This window comes from Dyadobacter sediminis (assembly GCF_005860765.1).
Taxonomy (GTDB): domain Bacteria; phylum Bacteroidota; class Bacteroidia; order Cytophagales; family Spirosomataceae; genus Dyadobacter; species Dyadobacter sediminis.
Window position 1 is genome coordinate 1,553,533 of the sequence record NZ_VCEI01000011.1, and the last position, 16,033, is coordinate 1,569,565.

The 16,033-nt window shown below is 45.5% G+C and carries 14 protein-coding genes; 5 read left to right on the top strand and 9 right to left on the bottom strand.

Annotation, left to right across the window (positions count from 1 at the left end):
* Positions 1 to 3: 3 nt before the first annotated feature.
* From FEM55_RS07075 to FEM55_RS07115, 9 genes are all read right to left on the bottom strand, one after another.
* On the bottom strand, positions 4 to 2,979 hold the full coding sequence (locus tag FEM55_RS07075) for a glycosyltransferase family 117 protein (protein WP_138280572.1): 2,976 nt from the start codon (positions 2,977 to 2,979) through the stop codon (positions 4 to 6).
* A gap of 423 nt (positions 2,980 to 3,402) precedes the next feature.
* Positions 3,403 to 3,609: a hypothetical protein gene (locus FEM55_RS07080; RefSeq protein ID WP_138280573.1), complete on the bottom strand. Its 207-nt coding sequence runs from the start codon at positions 3,607 to 3,609 to the stop codon at positions 3,403 to 3,405.
* A gap of 165 nt (positions 3,610 to 3,774) precedes the next feature.
* Complete coding sequence (locus FEM55_RS07085; RefSeq protein ID WP_138280574.1) at positions 3,775 to 4,386, bottom strand: 2'-5' RNA ligase family protein; 612 nt, start codon at positions 4,384 to 4,386, stop codon at positions 3,775 to 3,777.
* Between the two features lie 267 nt (positions 4,387 to 4,653).
* Positions 4,654 to 5,064: a VOC family protein gene (locus tag FEM55_RS07090; protein ID WP_138280575.1), complete on the bottom strand. Its 411-nt coding sequence runs from the start codon at positions 5,062 to 5,064 to the stop codon at positions 4,654 to 4,656.
* Positions 5,065 to 5,199: 135 nt separating this feature from the next.
* Positions 5,200 to 6,588: a mandelate racemase/muconate lactonizing enzyme family protein gene (locus tag FEM55_RS07095; RefSeq protein WP_229209122.1), complete on the bottom strand. Its 1,389-nt coding sequence runs from the start codon at positions 6,586 to 6,588 to the stop codon at positions 5,200 to 5,202.
* An 84-nt stretch (positions 6,589 to 6,672) separates the two neighbouring features.
* Positions 6,673 to 7,740: a dihydrodipicolinate synthase family protein gene (locus FEM55_RS07100; RefSeq protein WP_138280577.1), complete on the bottom strand. Its 1,068-nt coding sequence runs from the start codon at positions 7,738 to 7,740 to the stop codon at positions 6,673 to 6,675.
* Between the two features lie 39 nt (positions 7,741 to 7,779).
* Positions 7,780 to 8,796, bottom strand: a complete 1,017-nt coding sequence (locus tag FEM55_RS07105) for an NAD-dependent epimerase/dehydratase family protein (RefSeq protein WP_138280578.1) — start codon at positions 8,794 to 8,796, stop codon at positions 7,780 to 7,782.
* On the bottom strand, positions 8,796 to 10,028 hold the full coding sequence (locus FEM55_RS07110; protein WP_229209123.1) for an Nramp family divalent metal transporter: 1,233 nt from the start codon (positions 10,026 to 10,028) through the stop codon (positions 8,796 to 8,798). Before FEM55_RS07110 ends, FEM55_RS07105 begins: the two co-directional genes overlap by 1 nt.
* Before the next feature lie 182 nt (positions 10,029 to 10,210).
* A complete protein-coding gene (locus FEM55_RS07115; protein WP_138280579.1) occupies positions 10,211 to 11,269 on the bottom strand; it encodes a LacI family DNA-binding transcriptional regulator in 1,059 nt (352 codons plus the stop codon).
* A gap of 344 nt (positions 11,270 to 11,613) precedes the next feature.
* On the opposite strand from FEM55_RS07115, the gene FEM55_RS07120 reads away from it, so the two are divergent.
* The 5 genes from FEM55_RS07120 to FEM55_RS07140 all read left to right on the top strand — a co-directional run bounded on the left by FEM55_RS07120 (position 11,614) and on the right by FEM55_RS07140 (position 16,033).
* Positions 11,614 to 12,345: a carbohydrate binding domain-containing protein gene (locus FEM55_RS07120; protein ID WP_138280580.1), complete on the top strand. Its 732-nt coding sequence runs from the start codon at positions 11,614 to 11,616 to the stop codon at positions 12,343 to 12,345.
* 229 nt (positions 12,346 to 12,574) lie between these two features.
* Positions 12,575 to 13,351, top strand: coding sequence for a hypothetical protein (locus FEM55_RS07125; protein WP_138280581.1), 777 nt, complete (start codon positions 12,575 to 12,577; stop codon positions 13,349 to 13,351).
* A gap of 277 nt (positions 13,352 to 13,628) precedes the next feature.
* A complete protein-coding gene (locus FEM55_RS07130) occupies positions 13,629 to 14,339 on the top strand; it encodes a hypothetical protein (protein WP_138280582.1) in 711 nt (236 codons plus the stop codon).
* 184 nt (positions 14,340 to 14,523) lie between these two features.
* Entirely contained in the window at positions 14,524 to 15,054 is a 531-nt protein-coding gene (locus tag FEM55_RS07135) for a (2Fe-2S)-binding protein (protein ID WP_138280583.1), read from the top strand.
* The gene (locus FEM55_RS07140; protein WP_138280584.1) at positions 15,047 to 16,033 is read left to right on the top strand and encodes an FAD binding domain-containing protein; all 987 of its coding nucleotides are present in this window, start codon (positions 15,047 to 15,049) and stop codon (positions 16,031 to 16,033) included. Before FEM55_RS07135 ends, FEM55_RS07140 begins: the two co-directional genes overlap by 8 nt.

Sequence of the window (16,033 nt, forward strand, 5' to 3'; positions counted from 1 at the left end):
TTTTCAGTTTTCGCCGCTGTACATGCCGAAAGCGGCAAGATGGTTTTTAAAAATAGCTTCGTACTTGTCTGCAAATGCATTTTGTCCGGCTTTCCGGCTTTCCTGAACAACGGTCTGAAGAACATAAAGGTCCACGTTTACGTCCCGGTTCCGCTGCCTGCCGTTTTTCTTTGCCCAGGAAAGGTTTTCATCTGCGCGCAAGGCCATTATACCGGCCGAATCCAGTGCTTTCTTATTTTCACCAACATCAAAGAGCATGCCTACAAAACCGGCAGAAAACTGATCGTACGGAATCGTGTCGTCTGGCATGACCGTAAGTGCTTTGTTCAGCACCTTTCGGGCTTCTTTTAAGCGGCTCTCTGCAATGAGCTGCTGTGCAAGCCGGAGAAATGCAATGCGGGCAGTAGCGACGGGTGCTCCCAGGTATGTATCGTCATAGTAAATTTCAGGATTGTCCATACCGCGCCAGTACATGTTGTCCATGACATTCTTGTACATGACATCTGCATTGACGTAACCATCGGCTGCACCCGCCACACGGACCGGAAGCAGCCGGTATGCATAACCTTCCAGCTGCATGAACTCCTGAAGGCCGAGATTGCTGGAAGCGCCCATTGTAGAGGAAAAATAAACCGGCCTTTTCCAGTTGTTACTGGCAATGATGTCCAGCATGACGAGATCGCCCTTGTAAAGGTTCCGGTTTCCAATATCCCAGCTGATGGAATCGCTCAGAAGAGGAACCAGATCTTTTTTTACAATATTCATTTTCCTGATCTGACTGCTGTCAACAGGCAAAAAAAACCTTGAAGAAGGCAGAACCGAAGTCATGTCCCCGCTTGTAAGCGGAACCTGAATGGCTTTGTTTTCCTGTCTGACCAGTTCCAGATATTCCTTGAGATTGATCCCGCTTTTAACCGACGGAATTTCATAGAAAGGTATAAAATCATTTTTTCCGCTTGCATAATTGTCTTCACTCAGGGAAAAAGGCAATGCGTCCGATTGGTTGATCTTCCGCATCAATTGCTGAATATACCAGTCGGCTCCGAGGAAAGTCTGCACACAAACCCTTACATCCGTCCTGAAACCTTCTACTTCCTGTACGTACCAAAGCGGAAATGTATCATTGTCACCGCCTGTAAAAAGAATGGCATTCGGCGCGCAGGAATTCAAAATGTTTCGTGCAAAATCGACCGAATGAAAGCGGTTGCTGCGGTTGTGATTGTCCCATCCTTTTGCAACCATTATGGCGGGTACGGACAAACCCAGCGCTGCTGCCAATACTGTACGGACATTTTCCGGATGAATGAATTTTCTTAACCCTTCTGCAACGGCAATAACCCCGCAGCCGATCCAGATACAGAAAACATAGAATGAACCGACATAAATGTAATCCCTTTCACGCGGCTCCGAAGGCGGCGAGTTCAGGTAAAAAACCAGTGCGACGCCTGTCAGTACAAAAATCAGTGTCGTCACCAGCAGATCGCGCCTGCTGCGTGCATACATAAACGTAATTCCGGCAATGCCCAGTAAAAACGGCAGCATGTAAAAGTTGTTATGCCCGCGGTTTCCGGCAATGGATGAAGGAAATTCTCTGGTAAAACTCCAGGGTTCCAGCGTTCCGGCACCTTCCTTGTCACTTTCCCGCCCGACAAAATTCCAAAGAAAATAACGCCAGTACATATGCCCGAACTGATGTGTAAACATAAACGACAGGTTATGCATCATGGTTGGCTTCTGGCCGGGTGCCAGACCGGTCATTTGCTGATAAAGTTCCGGATGTCCGGGCTGTGCACTGTACATCCGCGGCAGAAGCATGTTGGCAGAAGGCTCATATTCGTAAACCGGCCGGTAATCGCTAATCACATATTTTCCATCTTTCCTGCTGTAAACCGGAGCGCCCCGCTTCTGGCTTACGGGCTGGGAAACGAAAGTAGGGCCGTAAAGCAGCGGCCTGCTTTCATATTGTTCCCTTTTCAGGTACGACACAAACCGCAACACGTCGCTCGGATTATTTTCATTGATCGGCGGATTGTACTCCGATCTCACCAGAACCACCATGTACGAACCGTAGCCGATCAGAATGAATGCAAGCGATAATAGTGCGGTATTCAGCAGTACTTTGCCCTGAAAATGTGAATAACGGATTCCCCAGACCAGCAACCCAAGAAAAAGTATAATGAAAAAAATTACACCCGAGCGGTAAGGCAAGCCGAGTGAATTGACAAAGAAAATCTCGAATTTGCCCGCCAGTTCCGGCAGTCCGGGAATGATGCTGGAATTGATGAGGGCAAGAACCAGGAGACCGGCCAGAAAAGCCATTGTACCTCCGAAGATGCCGGGTTGCGGGTATTTTTTAAAGTAATAAATCAGTGCAAGCGCAGGAATTGCAACAAGGTTCAGAAGATGAACGCCGATGGAAATGCCGACGAGATATGCAATCAGAATGAGCCAGCGGTTTTCGGTAGCAGGATCGGAAATTTGTTCCCATCTAAATGCAGCCCAGATGACCATGGATGTAAAAAAAGAAGACATGCCGTACACTTCTGCCTCGGAAGCCGAATACCAGAAGGAATCCGACCAGGTGAATGCCAGCGAACCGATCAGGCCGGAAGCGATGACCAGTACGGAATCCGGAAGTGTGAATTCCGCTTCTTTCTTGCCGATCAGTTTTGCTGTAAGAATCGTAATCGTCTGAAACAGAAAGAAGATCGTAAACGCACTGCTCAGTACGGAAACCATGTTGATCCAGTAGGCCACTTTGGTAAGATCGCCGAACGCCAGTAAGGAAAATATTCTTCCGATGAGCAGAAAAAAAGGTGCGCCCGGCGGATGAGGCACCTGCAGCTTGAATGCACAGGCGATGAACTCGCCGCAGTCCCAGAAACTGGCGGTGGGCTCTACGGTCATTACGTAAGTGACAAGCGCAATGGCGAACGCAGTCCAGCCGGCCATGTTGTTCCACTTTTCAAAACGGGTCATATCAGAAAGGGATGATGGTGAAAATAGTGCTCCAAAACTATTCACACGGCTCCGTCTGCAGAAAGGACAAATCTTAAAAAACGTTAAGCAATCGCCTGTTAAAAAGGCATTTAACTTAATTTAACAAACTACGCTGCAATAAAGCCACCGCCTTGCAAAGCGTTGACTTCTGCCCAAGTAAGTCAACGAACCGGAAAGAACATTCAGTAATCCGGAGCCGGATGAAGTGGGAGAAATCAGGCAAAAAGAAGAAAATCAAACCTGAAAACAACGTACAGCCATCCGGCAGAAACTGCAACTTGGATGGCTATACGAAGTTTCAATCGACTGTTCCGGCAAAAGCATTTGAATGCCTGCATTGCAGTCTTACATCATCAAGAAATAAAGGAGGGAAGTAAAAAGCGTTTTTTCTATACCGACGGGTTACTTTTCAGAATTGTCCTGAGACTTTTTTTTGGATCTTTTCACGTCGCCGGGCGTAAATTCTCCGTTGATCCATCTAACAAAATTTTTTGATTGCACCTGGTAAACCTGGGCGGACAAAGGTTTAAGATCAGAATCCTGAATTTCTTTCAGGTAATCAGCAAGCAGTCTGTTGATTTCCTGTAAATATTGGCTTTGCGTTCTCATGAGGGTGATTAAATAGATTTTTTTGAGTAAACAGTTACGCAGCCGTCTGATAGCCCGGTTTATGTAACCTGCTGCAATAATAATTTATTGGTTTTGATCCGTACTTCTTTTTGGGGTGAGGCCGCCTATTTTATGGGTGTAACATTAATTGGATGGGGGCAGCAATTATGTCGGAATATCCCGAGATGTATCTGCATCCTTACCAACTCTTGTAGAAAGATTAAGACTGTATTTGTAGATCGTTTTCCACTGGTTTTCGTCATGCTGCATCAGGTGGAATTCGCTGACCGGAAAGCTTGCCTGAAAGGGTCGGCTTTCATACACTGTCCATGCGTTTGTAAAAAACGCCGGCGTCAGGTCGCGGTAAGCAATCGTGATGTGAGGTGAAAATTCCTTTTCGGTATGCGATACCTTTATGGTGGGAAATGCGGAGGCAAATTGTTGTATAATCTGCTTTTGAAGACGGCTTAATGCAGGGCTTTGAACCGGTTTGACATACATAACCGGTCTTGCGGAAGCGGCAAAATTACCAAATCCGTCCAGTTCTGTTGTAAATGGCAAAACGTCTGTATAAAGCTGTTTAAACCATTTCAATACTCGGGAATGTTCCTCTTCTGCAACCTGAAATGGCGCTTTCAGCGTAATATGCGGTATATTTCTCAGTGCCTTGCTGCTTTGAAACCTTTCTGCCATATCGTACTGAAACCGCCTGATCTGCTCATTAATTTCTTCCGGAGGAATAACTGCAATCAGATAACGGTTCAGAATAAGAGCCATACGGATTCGGGTTTCAGCTTTTTTGAATGAAGCAAGTGTAACGAAAACCGTGCCGGAAGATGCTGTGGGTTCAAATTGGTTTTCGAAAAAAATTCCCTGAACTGGTTTTTATATAAAAGAGAAATCCTGCACCGGATTTTCAGCCATGCAGGATTTCTCTTTTACAATCCGGAATTTAAACTTTCAAAGAATCAGAACCGTTAAAATCCCGGTGCAACAAAGCGAATTTCATTGACGAATTCATTCTACTATTTAAAAGAAGTAAGTTTAAGCTTCTTCTGGAACGGCACTCGTTTCCATCCACATTACTTCCCACAAATGCCCGTCCAGATCCTGATAGCCGTGCCCGTACATATACGGATAATCCTGTGGTTCGCTCGGCACCGTCGCGCCGGCATCCACGGCTTTCCGGACCATCAAATCCACATCTTCGCGGCTGTCAGCCGAAAGGCATAAAATGACTTCGGAGGTTTTGGTTGCGTCTGCAATTTCCTTTTTGGTGAACGTTTTATAAAACGGCTCAACAAGCAGCATCACATAAATATCTTCACTGATGATCATACATGTTGCTTTTTCATCCGTAAACTGCGCATTGAACGTGTAACCAAGCTTTGTAAAAAAATCAACGGACCTGTTCAGATCTTTAACCGGCAGATTGACAAATATTTTAGTAGCCATTGTCTTGATTGAGATTAGTGATGACACAAACTTACACGTTGCCTGAACAATTCAGGTTGTGCAATTGCGACAACTAAGGGGGTCAATCGGGACATTCATTTTACGCTTTTTCCGAGGTGCAAAGCAGCCTTTTCTTTATTCTTTCGGTATAAACAGATCATCATAATGCGCGGAAGGCAGCAGAATGCCGCCGCTTTGTGCATAAAACGTTTCATCCGTGATATAAACGCCTTTTTGCGTACGCGCCCAGCTTCCGTTTGATCCCGGATGATACGACATCAGTTTATCCCAGTTTTTGTAATACTGATGACCGTTGGTTTCCTGCAGGCCGACCGACATGCCCGGGAACGGCTGCAAGCGGGCGGCCACATTCTTGTTCCAGTCCACCAATATCGGGTTAACCGTCAGGTCCGCACAAAAGCAGGGCACTTTTTTCTCGTAGGCAAGCTGCGTAATTTTCATGGTCATGCTCAGCGTTTTGGCAATGGCTTTCACTGCAATGGCCGAATAGCCGAGTTCAATCCGGTGTGCGGCGTCTTCAACCGTATGCGCACTTTCATCGGCTGCAATGCGTACACCGAGATCGCCGACGAATGTTTCATTGCTTTCCTCAAAAGGTTCCTCGATAACGGCAATCTGGTCCAGTGCTCCGATTTTTCCGGCATGATCCAGAAAACGCAGCAGCGTTTCTTTTTTCTCATATCTGCCGTTCGCATCAAAGTAGTAAGGTATTTTGCCGTTCCGGGTATAAGGTGTCTCAAAATGGCCGATTGCCTCGTGCACCGCAGTCAGGAAAGCAATGTCCTTTTCGATCATTTCCTGCTGTGTTCCGGCAGAACCGGTTTTCAGTTTCATGATAAAATAACCTTCCTCCGCAGCCTGCCTGATCCGCTCCGCAGAAGTCCCGACGCTGAAAGCAGGTATGCTGGCGACTTTTTCATGGCGATACGATAATCCGGGCTTGTATTCGGCAGGAACAAGATCGTCAAACTGCATTATATTGTTTTCTCTTGCGTACAAAATCCACACCGCATTATCGACACAAACCAAAGCATTGAGCGCGAACGTTTTTCTGAGATTCGGGTTGCCCGTGATCTTTCTGCCGTAATCCAGCACCTCGGGCAGCAGGTCTTCCATCAGCTGCACGGGGTTTGTAAACGACTGTCCTTTAATCATCTGAAGTGCACGTTCACTCATTGCATACATCAGCGCATTTCCCGCACTTTCTGAATGAGCGGCAAAAACACCGGAATCAGACCACAATACGCCTTGTGTTGCCAGTCCGGTTGCCTTTATTCCCGCATCGGATTCGAGCATGGCCACGGCCTGCCAGCTATCCGTGATCGCGCTGCCTTTGAAACGGTACGGATGCAGCGGCTCTCGCTCGAAATTGGAACTTACATTTCTGATCCGGATGGTTTTCATGGACTTTTCCATTTTAAAGCCCGCACGGGTTTCATCAAAGCCCATTGTTCCGGCAGCAGCCAGCAGGCCGGCCCGGCTTACAAATTCCCTTCTGGACATGTTTTCAGTTTTACCCATATGATTACGGCAGGCTGTGATGACGGTTTGCATTATTTCATCAATCCAGAAACAGCCTGATGTAAATTAGGAGATTCTGATTTCTTTTTCAAGAAACGCATGGACAAAATCATCATCAACCAGATGCGGATAAGCTTCGATAACCCTTGTAATTTCCTCAAACTGTCCGGGCGAAAGGTTTTCTTCCGGGTTCAGCGTCCATATTCCTTCCATTAATCCCTGCCGCCGGAGCACTTCATGCACGCCCGTAATGCAGCCATGAAAATGATGCGCCGGATCAAATATAGCCGCATTCATGTCTGTAACGGCGATGTTCAGCGCAAGCATATCTTCTGCATCCGTATAGTTCTCATTTACACAGCTTTTTACACTTTCAAGCAATTTCACGGCTTTTTCGGTCCATACGGCCCAATGTCCGAGCAACCCGCCGACAAATCTTTTCTCTACCGTTTTTCCATGAATTTCAAAACGATATGGCGTAAGCAGGTCGGCAATAATGTTATCGTCATTTCCTGTGTAAAGCGCTATTTCACCGTTCCTGGAAGAATGGCAAACGGCGCGTACTACATCCAGCGTCTGATAACGGTTGAACGCGGCAATTTTGACAGCATACACATTCGGGATTTCTGCGAACTGCTGCCAGAAAGCATAACTGAAAATCCTTCCGCCGATGGCCGCCTGAAGATAAAAGCCGAATACCGGAATAACTTCGGAAACTGCTTTGACATGCTCAATAATTTCTGTCTCGGACTGCGTTTTAAATGCTGCCATGCTGACAAGCCCCAGATCGTAGCCGTACTTTACGGCAATTCTGGCTTCGTTTAAAGCCTGTTTTGTTAGACCGCAAATGCCTGCTACTTTTATAAACGGCCTGTTCAGATTGCCTTTTTCGACTTCGTCTGCGGTCATTTCCAGTACTTTCTCGTAAAGGTTTACTTCCGGATTGCGTATTTCAAACTGCGTGGTATGCACGCCGATTGCGATCCCTCCTGCCCCGCTGGCCATGTAATACCGCGTCAGGCTCCTTTGTTTGTGCTCATCCAGCGTAAGGTCCTGTTTCAATGCAAGCGGATGCGCCGGAATTACCGTACCGTCAAACAGCAGTTTCCGGATTTCCTGATGGAGCGTTGTCATACGTTTTTAGTTCAAGAGTTCGCTTCTGATTTTCTATTTTTAAAACTGGCCCTGACGCTCCTGAAAATGCGTGGGCTTGTTGATCGTTTTTCCTCCTTCCAGAAGCCATTGTGCTGTTATCTCAATCATCTGCTTCAAGGTCGTACGCGGATAACCGAACAGGCGGAACGATTCGGCCGCATTGCTCAGCAAAGCCGTAGGCTGCTCCTCGTTCACAAACTCCGGAACGATATTGAATATACGTCCGAATTCCTGTGCAAGCCAGCGCAGCGGAACCGTTTCCGGACCGGTTACATTCAGCAGCTTTGAAGGCGACGCACAATGCAGCAAGGAACGGATCGCCATTTCATTGGCATCGCCCTGCCAGATTACATTCACATGCCCTGTTTTGAGATCAACCGGTTTTCCGTTCAGTACAGATTTCGCTACTTCCAGCAGTACGCCGTATTTGAAATCAATCGCATAGTTCAGACGATAGATCAGCAGCGGCGTGCCGTGAATGGACGAAAAATACTGGAACATTCTTTCCCTGCCCAGACACGATTGTCCGTATTCGCCGACCGGATCTGTCCGGAGTTCTTCCGTAGCGCCGCCCGACAAAACAGGTGTAAACGGATACACATTTCCCGTTGAGTAAACGACAATTCTGGAAAGACGGAATTTTTCAGCCACCCGGCCGGGCAAATACGTGTTCATCGCCCACGTATAGGGCTCATTGCCTGAAGTACCGAATTTGGTTCCGGCAAGATAAAGTACATTCGCGATTTCAGGAAGCGACTGCAGTTGTGCATCGTCCAGAATATCGGCTGCTATGGTTTCGATTCCTGCTGCATTCAGTTCATCGGCCAGTCCTGCTTCACTGAAACGCGATACGCCGATTACCCTTTTGTCAAGTCCTGCACGGTCAATGGCCTGCTTCGCCAGACGGGCAATGCTTGGCCCGATTTTGCCTCCGGCTCCGAGAATCAGGATATCGCCCTTGATGAATTTCATATCTTCCACAAGCGCGTCGGAAGGGCTCAGCCATTTTTCTTCCAGAGATGTTAAAGCCGTCATTATTTGAAAAGTGGATTGTTGAAAAATAACTCTTTACTGCTGATTACAGCCAGAGCAAAAATGATTACGAGTCCAAGTCCGGCAGCTACTTTTACAAACAGGCTGTTGACTTTATCGCCCATGATTTTTCTGTCGTTTGCCACCATATACATGGCTGTACCAATAAACGGGACCACAAAAATGGTGACACTCTGCGCAAAAACGATCAGTTCCAGCGGCAGTTTGCCGAACCGTATGGCCACAGCCGCACCAATCACCATCACCAAAGCCACCAGATACCTGACGGTTGCCGAAGAGAAATTGTTTCCTACGCCCAGCGCATCGCCAAGCAATGTTCCGCCAACGGACGCATTGCCGATCACAGATGAAAATGCTGCGCCAAACAACCCGATCAGAAAAAACGCCGAAGCATTGCTGCCGAAAATCGGTTCCAGTGCACGAGCCATATCCGTTGCCGAATTTACCGGAATGCCTTTGGGGTTCAGTATGGCAGCGGCGCAGACAATGACGATAAAGCACATGATGCCAAGTAAAATGATCCCCGTATGGCTGTCGTTCTTTGTGTTTTTCAGTTCAGGATTGCTCCGGATCCGTTCCTGGATAAGATACGACTGGTACAATGCGCCCACAATGGAAAAACAAGATGCAGTGAATGCAATAATCAGCCCTGTGGAACCATCCGGAACAGACGGTGTTACAAGCCCTCTTGCCATTTGGCCTACGTCCGGTCTGGCATAGAAAAAGGTAATGATAAAACAGAACAGCATGACAACGATCAGGAAAATCATTGTTTTTTCAAGCAGCGGATAAAATCTCCGGTAAAACAGCATGGCAATGGCCAGCAAATTAAAGAAGATGATCCACGGAACGGGCGACATATGAAAAAGTTCACCCGCCGCAATCCCGACACCGACTGAATTTCCGGCCTGAAACGAGGTCGCCACCAGAAACACTCCGATCCCCATCGCAACGGACGCCGGATTTCCCCATTTCAGCCTCACGGATGCAAGTAAGGTTTGATTGGTTGCAGCACCTATGCGCGTGGACATGGCCGTAAAAACGGCCATGAAAAAAATCGCCACAGCAACAAGCCACAACAGCGAATAACCGTAAACGGCACCCATTTTGGAAGTAATGGTCAGCTTGCTGGGTCCGAAAACCAATGCAGCGGTAATCATTCCCGGTCCCAGTGCACTAAGCCAGCGAAGGGTTCTGGTTTTTACGTTTTCCAAGGTATAAGCAAGGGTTTAGAAATAGTTCAGTTCCGGGAACGCCTCACAAAATCCGTGCACGTGCCCGAAACGTAAATATAAAGTTATATTCTGAATTTAAAGAAATCAATATTAGAATATTCTGCTCTTTACTTTAACAGCAGGATGAATTTTTTATTCGGAACACTATATGCATGCGAATTTCAGTTCTGGTAGAATTCATAGTTTTCCTTTGTGATTATGTCGATCGGCATGTAGTACGGATTTGTGACAGCAGCATTCATGACAAGCGTCTGGTACAACGCCATAACGCCCCGGTAACCCTGGTCTTCGGGCCGGTGACAAATCAGAAAATCGATGACGTTATTTTCAAGGTATGCGACATTCTCTTTTAAAAAATCGTAACCAATGAGCGAAACATCCGTCCGATGACTGTTTTTCAGAAATGAGGCCACGGTATGCACACGGGAATTGGTCACAAAAGCAGCGCCGATGTCTTTATTCAAATGAAAAACATACGTCAGATGCCTTGCAACAGACTGATAATCCGTTTCTCGAATGTCAATCCTGACAATTTCGTTAGCCTGTTCCCGGTCTTGGAAGTAAGCGCGGAAACCCTCTTCGATTTCCTTGTAATTAAAATTTTCTATTTCCTTGGAGATATTGATAAACAGCACTTTTTTGTTGCTTCCAAGTCTGTATGTGAGCAACTTGGCACCGGTGTAACCACTTTTGTAAAGATGCGGGCCTATGTATGCCAGACTTTGCAGATCCGGAACATCGGAATCTATAAAAATAAACGGGATTTTACGCTTTGCACATTGCGCAGCCAGCCGGGAAGTTTCTTCAATAAAAGAAGGAGCAACAAGAATCCCGTGCACATCCAGTTCCAGCAACTGATTGATATGTTCCTGAAAAGAGTTTTTGTCGTTGATATCATAGAAAAAATACTTCATCTGAACGCCGTACTGCTTTATTTCCGATTCGGCACGACGAATGCCATTCAGCGGCGCCGACCAGAAATCGGTTTCTTCAGAAACACCGGGAAGGAGAATGGCAAGTGAAATTATTTTTCTGGAAGCAAGCCTGCTTGCCAGGATATTCGGCTGATAATCCAGCTCTTTGATGATTTCACTGATCCGTATTCTGGTCTTTTCCGAAACGCCCGTCCGGTTGTGCAGCACACGGTCAACAGTGGCCGTGGACACATTGGCACGCCGCGCAATTTCCTTGACGCCGTAAGATGTATGCTCTTTTTCCATTCAGGATTAAGTTTTGAGCCAGCGGGATCCGTTGCGTGGTTTAGGAGTCCGTTCCCGATTTACAGTAAGCAGCTCTTTGAAAAATTAAGTATGACCGGTAAATATAAGTTCTTGTCAGTAAAAACCGGCTAGGACCCTTATTTACTGATTTGAGACGCAAAGATCGGCAGTAATCCGCATTTGAAGACCGGAATTGAGGCTTTTACCGGATTGTAATTCCCTCTTTTCACCGTCTGCTAATCCAGACCTGCCGTCTGCTATAACCCTCTTGGCTGCAACAGTGCTTTTTGCAAGCTTTGCCACCGAAAACAATCTTATTACTTACAAAAACTGTTTTTATTAAAATGGTAAAAATTACAAAAAGCCTCTCTTTCATGGCCAGTGCAGCATGTCTTTCCACAATGCTTTTCATGAGCAGCTGCTCCAAGGAAGATGCAGTAACGCCTTCGCCGGAGGTAACTGTTAATGAAAGCTCGAGTCTAAAAACAAATTTGATCGGGAGTGGGTATGGTATTACTCCGGATGGGTATCTTCAACCAACAGATGGTCCAACTTGCTTAGGTTGCAAACCTAGTTACTGGTATATTAAAGTTCCCTCCAGAGATGCAACTTCTAGCTTAACAGCCTATGCTGGAAATTCATTTAAGAAATGGGTTAAACCATTGCCTGTTCCATCAACAGGCTCCGGATCAATTTTAACTGTAGTAAATGATTCAAAAATGTCCGGTGAAGCTTTTTGTGATATTAAAAAATTAGTAATAGGCCAAAAATACAAAGTCACTTTCAGTGTTTCTACCACTAATTTAAGCGGACCTAATGGACAACCTGGCCCCTATGCTGAAAAAGCCTATGTAAGATTACAAGAAAGTATTAATCAGCATCCTGACAATATCAATAACCAAGAAAAGGTTTTTGATTTTACAAATAAAAAAGCACAGTGGATAACTGAAAGCTTTACTTTTACAGCAAACAGCGACAGATATCTTTTAAGATTTCAAGGTTGGTCATATGGACAGGCTCAACTTACATATACTAATATCCATGTTGGCGAAAATGCTGTTCAAAAAATAAACTAACAATTCTTATTTGTGTTTTGTTAACTCTGTAGCAAATGCCATCTAAAAGATGGCATTTGCTGTTTTTAAAAGCCTTCCAAAACTTCACTATCCAACAAAGCATCTGAGAACAAAAAAGGGACAGAGCTAAACACATCCCATCCGCTATTCTCCGGGTTTTAACAACCTTTTACCGCCAGCTAATCCAGACCTGCCGCCTGCTACAACCTTTTTGCTGATACTGTAATTCATGCAAGCTTTACTACCGAAACTCATTTTATCACGTACAAAAACTGTTTTTATTAAAATGGTAAAAATTACAAAAAGCCTCTCTTTCATGGCCAGTGCAGCATGTCTTTCCACAATGCTTTTCATGAGCAGCTGCTCGAAGGAAGATGCAGTAACGCCTGCGCCGGAGGCGACGATTGCATCTGTACAAGGTGCAAACTTGCGAGAGTACAATCCAATAATATCAGTACAAAAGATTCATCCTACAATCGGACAACTTGGCTTGGGATCCTTGCCTAATGGGTACACAATGACTGGCAGTAATATGACAGCAGGACTTTCAAACGCTACTTATTTATTTGGGAACTCTGCACAACCTTGGATCCCAGCAACTAACAGTTTACCAGATCTACTAGGACGTAATGGGACTTTTTTGACTTTGGGTGCAACTAAGGACAACTTGTCAGGTGTACATGTTAAAATTAAAAATCTATTTGAGGGTAAAACCTACAAGTTCACTTACTATGTATCTACTATGGCTGTTAAATATTCCTCCGACCCCGGACAAACGCCATATGCCTCTTCTTTTATTTTTTCTTATATAGCTCCGACATCAGGAAAAAATTATTCGATTTCTCTTGCCGGCAAAGAAAATCAGTGGATTGCTAACAGCATTGAATTATATGGAAATAGTTCGACGATAGGAGATCTTGTAATAAAATTGCTCGGAAAAAATTCGAATGCTACTTCATACGGAAATATATTTATACCTGAGAATGCTATTCAAGAAGTAAAATAAGAGAATTTTATTAGGTTCACTTTGCAGCAAAGGCCATCTTTTAGATGGCTTTTCTTATTTACAAGCCACCTATACTTCACAATCCAACAAAGCATCTGAGAACAAAAAGGGACAGAGCTTAACACATTTCATCCGCTATTCCCCGGGTTTTAGCAACCTTTTTACCGCCTGCTAATCCAGACCTGCCGCTTGCTACAACCTTTTTGCTGATACTGTAATTCATGCAAGCTTTGCCACCGAAAATTATTTTATCACTTACAAAAAACAATTTATTAAGATGGTACAGATTACAAAAAGCCTCTCTTTCATAGCAAGCGCAGCATGCTTCTCCACAATGCTTTTCATGAGCAGTTGCTCCAAGGAAAATGCAGTAACGCCTGCGTCTGAAGCGACTGTGAACTCGAGTTCAAACTTAAGAGAAGGAGTTGGCGGAATAACTTTAGCTCCCGAAATAATACCAACTACTGAAGGTACCACCTGCTATGGCTGTGCAGCTGGTTGGCAAGTTATAGGTCTACCTTTCTTTGGAATTTCCAATACTCAATATTTATTTGGAGATATAACACGTCCTTGGGTATATCCCCTAGATGTACCCCCAACAGGAACTGGAACTTTCTTAACAATTGGAGCTAAAGTGACCACAGGAGTATTAGGTTACTCTCAAACTAATTTAAAAAATTTAAAAGAGGGTAAAAAATATAAGTTTAAATTTAGTGTATCTACATCTAGTATAAAGACTTTGGATGGAGAGACACCATTATCTCCAACAATAGCACTACACGGAGCAATTAACACTGGACCTATTGAATTAGGGAATAATCCTGGAAAATGGATTACTAAAACCGTAACTTTTACGGCTACTCAAGAAATAATTAATGGATCAAAGAAATTGATTTTTGCGGCATGGCCAAAATCACCATATATAGGAAGCTCACCAGCTTATGCCAATATCCATATACCTAAGCATGCAGTAGTTGAAATAAATTAAACATTCTGTATCCTTCAAACTTTGCAGCAAAGGCCATCCAAAAGATGGCCTTTGCTTATTTACAGACCATCCATATTTCACAAGCACAACTTGTTCATAAACGTATAGCGGGGAATAGTTTTTTAAGCATGGGTAAAAACGGGAACCTGGGATTTCCGGTCAACAACCATTCACTTTGAAAATTATGAAACAAGAAACTTCCACGCTGGAAATAGATGATCCTTTCAGCAACACGCTGCCTGCCTATACGCTGGTCAATTTGCGCATCAACGGACAAACTCACAAACTCAGATTGCAGCCTTGGGTAAGCCTTTTGGATGCCATCAGAGAATACATCGGACTAACCGGTACAAAAAAAGGGTGTGATCACGGTCAATGCGGCGCATGCACGGTGCTGGTCGACGGTAAACGCATCAACTCCTGCCTTACGCTCGCCATCATGAAAGACGGCGCAGAAATCACGACGATTGAAGGACTGGCCGATGGTGAGGCAAATCACCCTTTGCAGGATGCTTTTATTGAACACGATGCTTTTCAGTGCGGCTACTGTACACCGGGACAAATCTGCTCGGCGGTCGGGATGTTCAATGAAGGCCGGGCGCATACGCTGGAAGATGTAAAAGAACTCATGAGCGGCAACATATGTCGCTGCGGTGCTTACACGAACATCAATGCAGCTATCATGGAAGTTAAAGCAAAACTGGAAAATGAATAATTTTTCATATAACAAGGTCACCGAAGTTGCAGAAGCTGTAGCCGACCTTACAGGCCATACCAATGCCCGATTCATTGCAGGCGGAACTAATCTGCTGGATCTGATGAAGGAAAATGTTGCCAAACCGGATCATCTGACTGATATTAACAAACTGGCACTTGCAGGAATAGAAGCAACCGAAGACGGCGGACTGAGCCTGGGCGCGCTGGCGACCAATGCGGATACGGCATGGAACGAATTGGTAGAACAAAAATATCCCTTGCTCTCACAGGCCATTCTTGCAGGCGCTTCGCCGCAGTTGCGGAACATGGCGACCAACGGCGGAAACCTTTTTCAAAGAACGCGCTGCTATTATTTTTATGATACCGCCACGGCCTGCAACAAAAGAGAGCCGGGCTCCGGCTGCTCGGCCATCAACGGGATCAACCGCATTCATGCGATCCTGGGTACCAGCGAGCATTGCATTGCCACGCATCCTTCCGACATGTGCGTGGCGCTTGCCGCACTGAACGCAAAAGTGAATGTAACCGGACCTTATGGCGACCGCGTTATCGAATTCAGGGATTTTCATCGCTTACCCGGAGACACGCCGCACCTCGACAACAACGTTCAGGATGGTGAACTGGTCACTTCCATTGACCTTCCGCCAAGTAATTTCACACAGCATTTTCATTATCTTAAGGTTCGGGAAAGACAATCGTATGCATTTGCACTGGTTTCGGTTGCAGCAGCACTTGAACTGGACGGAAATGTGATTAAAGACATTCGTCTGGCGCTGGGCGGCGTGGCGCATAAGCCCTGGCGGGACCGTTCCTGTGAAGAGGCTTTTATCGGTCAGGAAGCAACGGAAGCAAATTTCAGGGCGCTGGCGGAAAAGATACTTGCGGACGCAAAGGGTTACGGAAGCAATACATTTAAAATAGATCTTGCAAAAAGGGCAATCGTCCGGGCATTTTCAGAAGCTCTTAAAAACAATTGA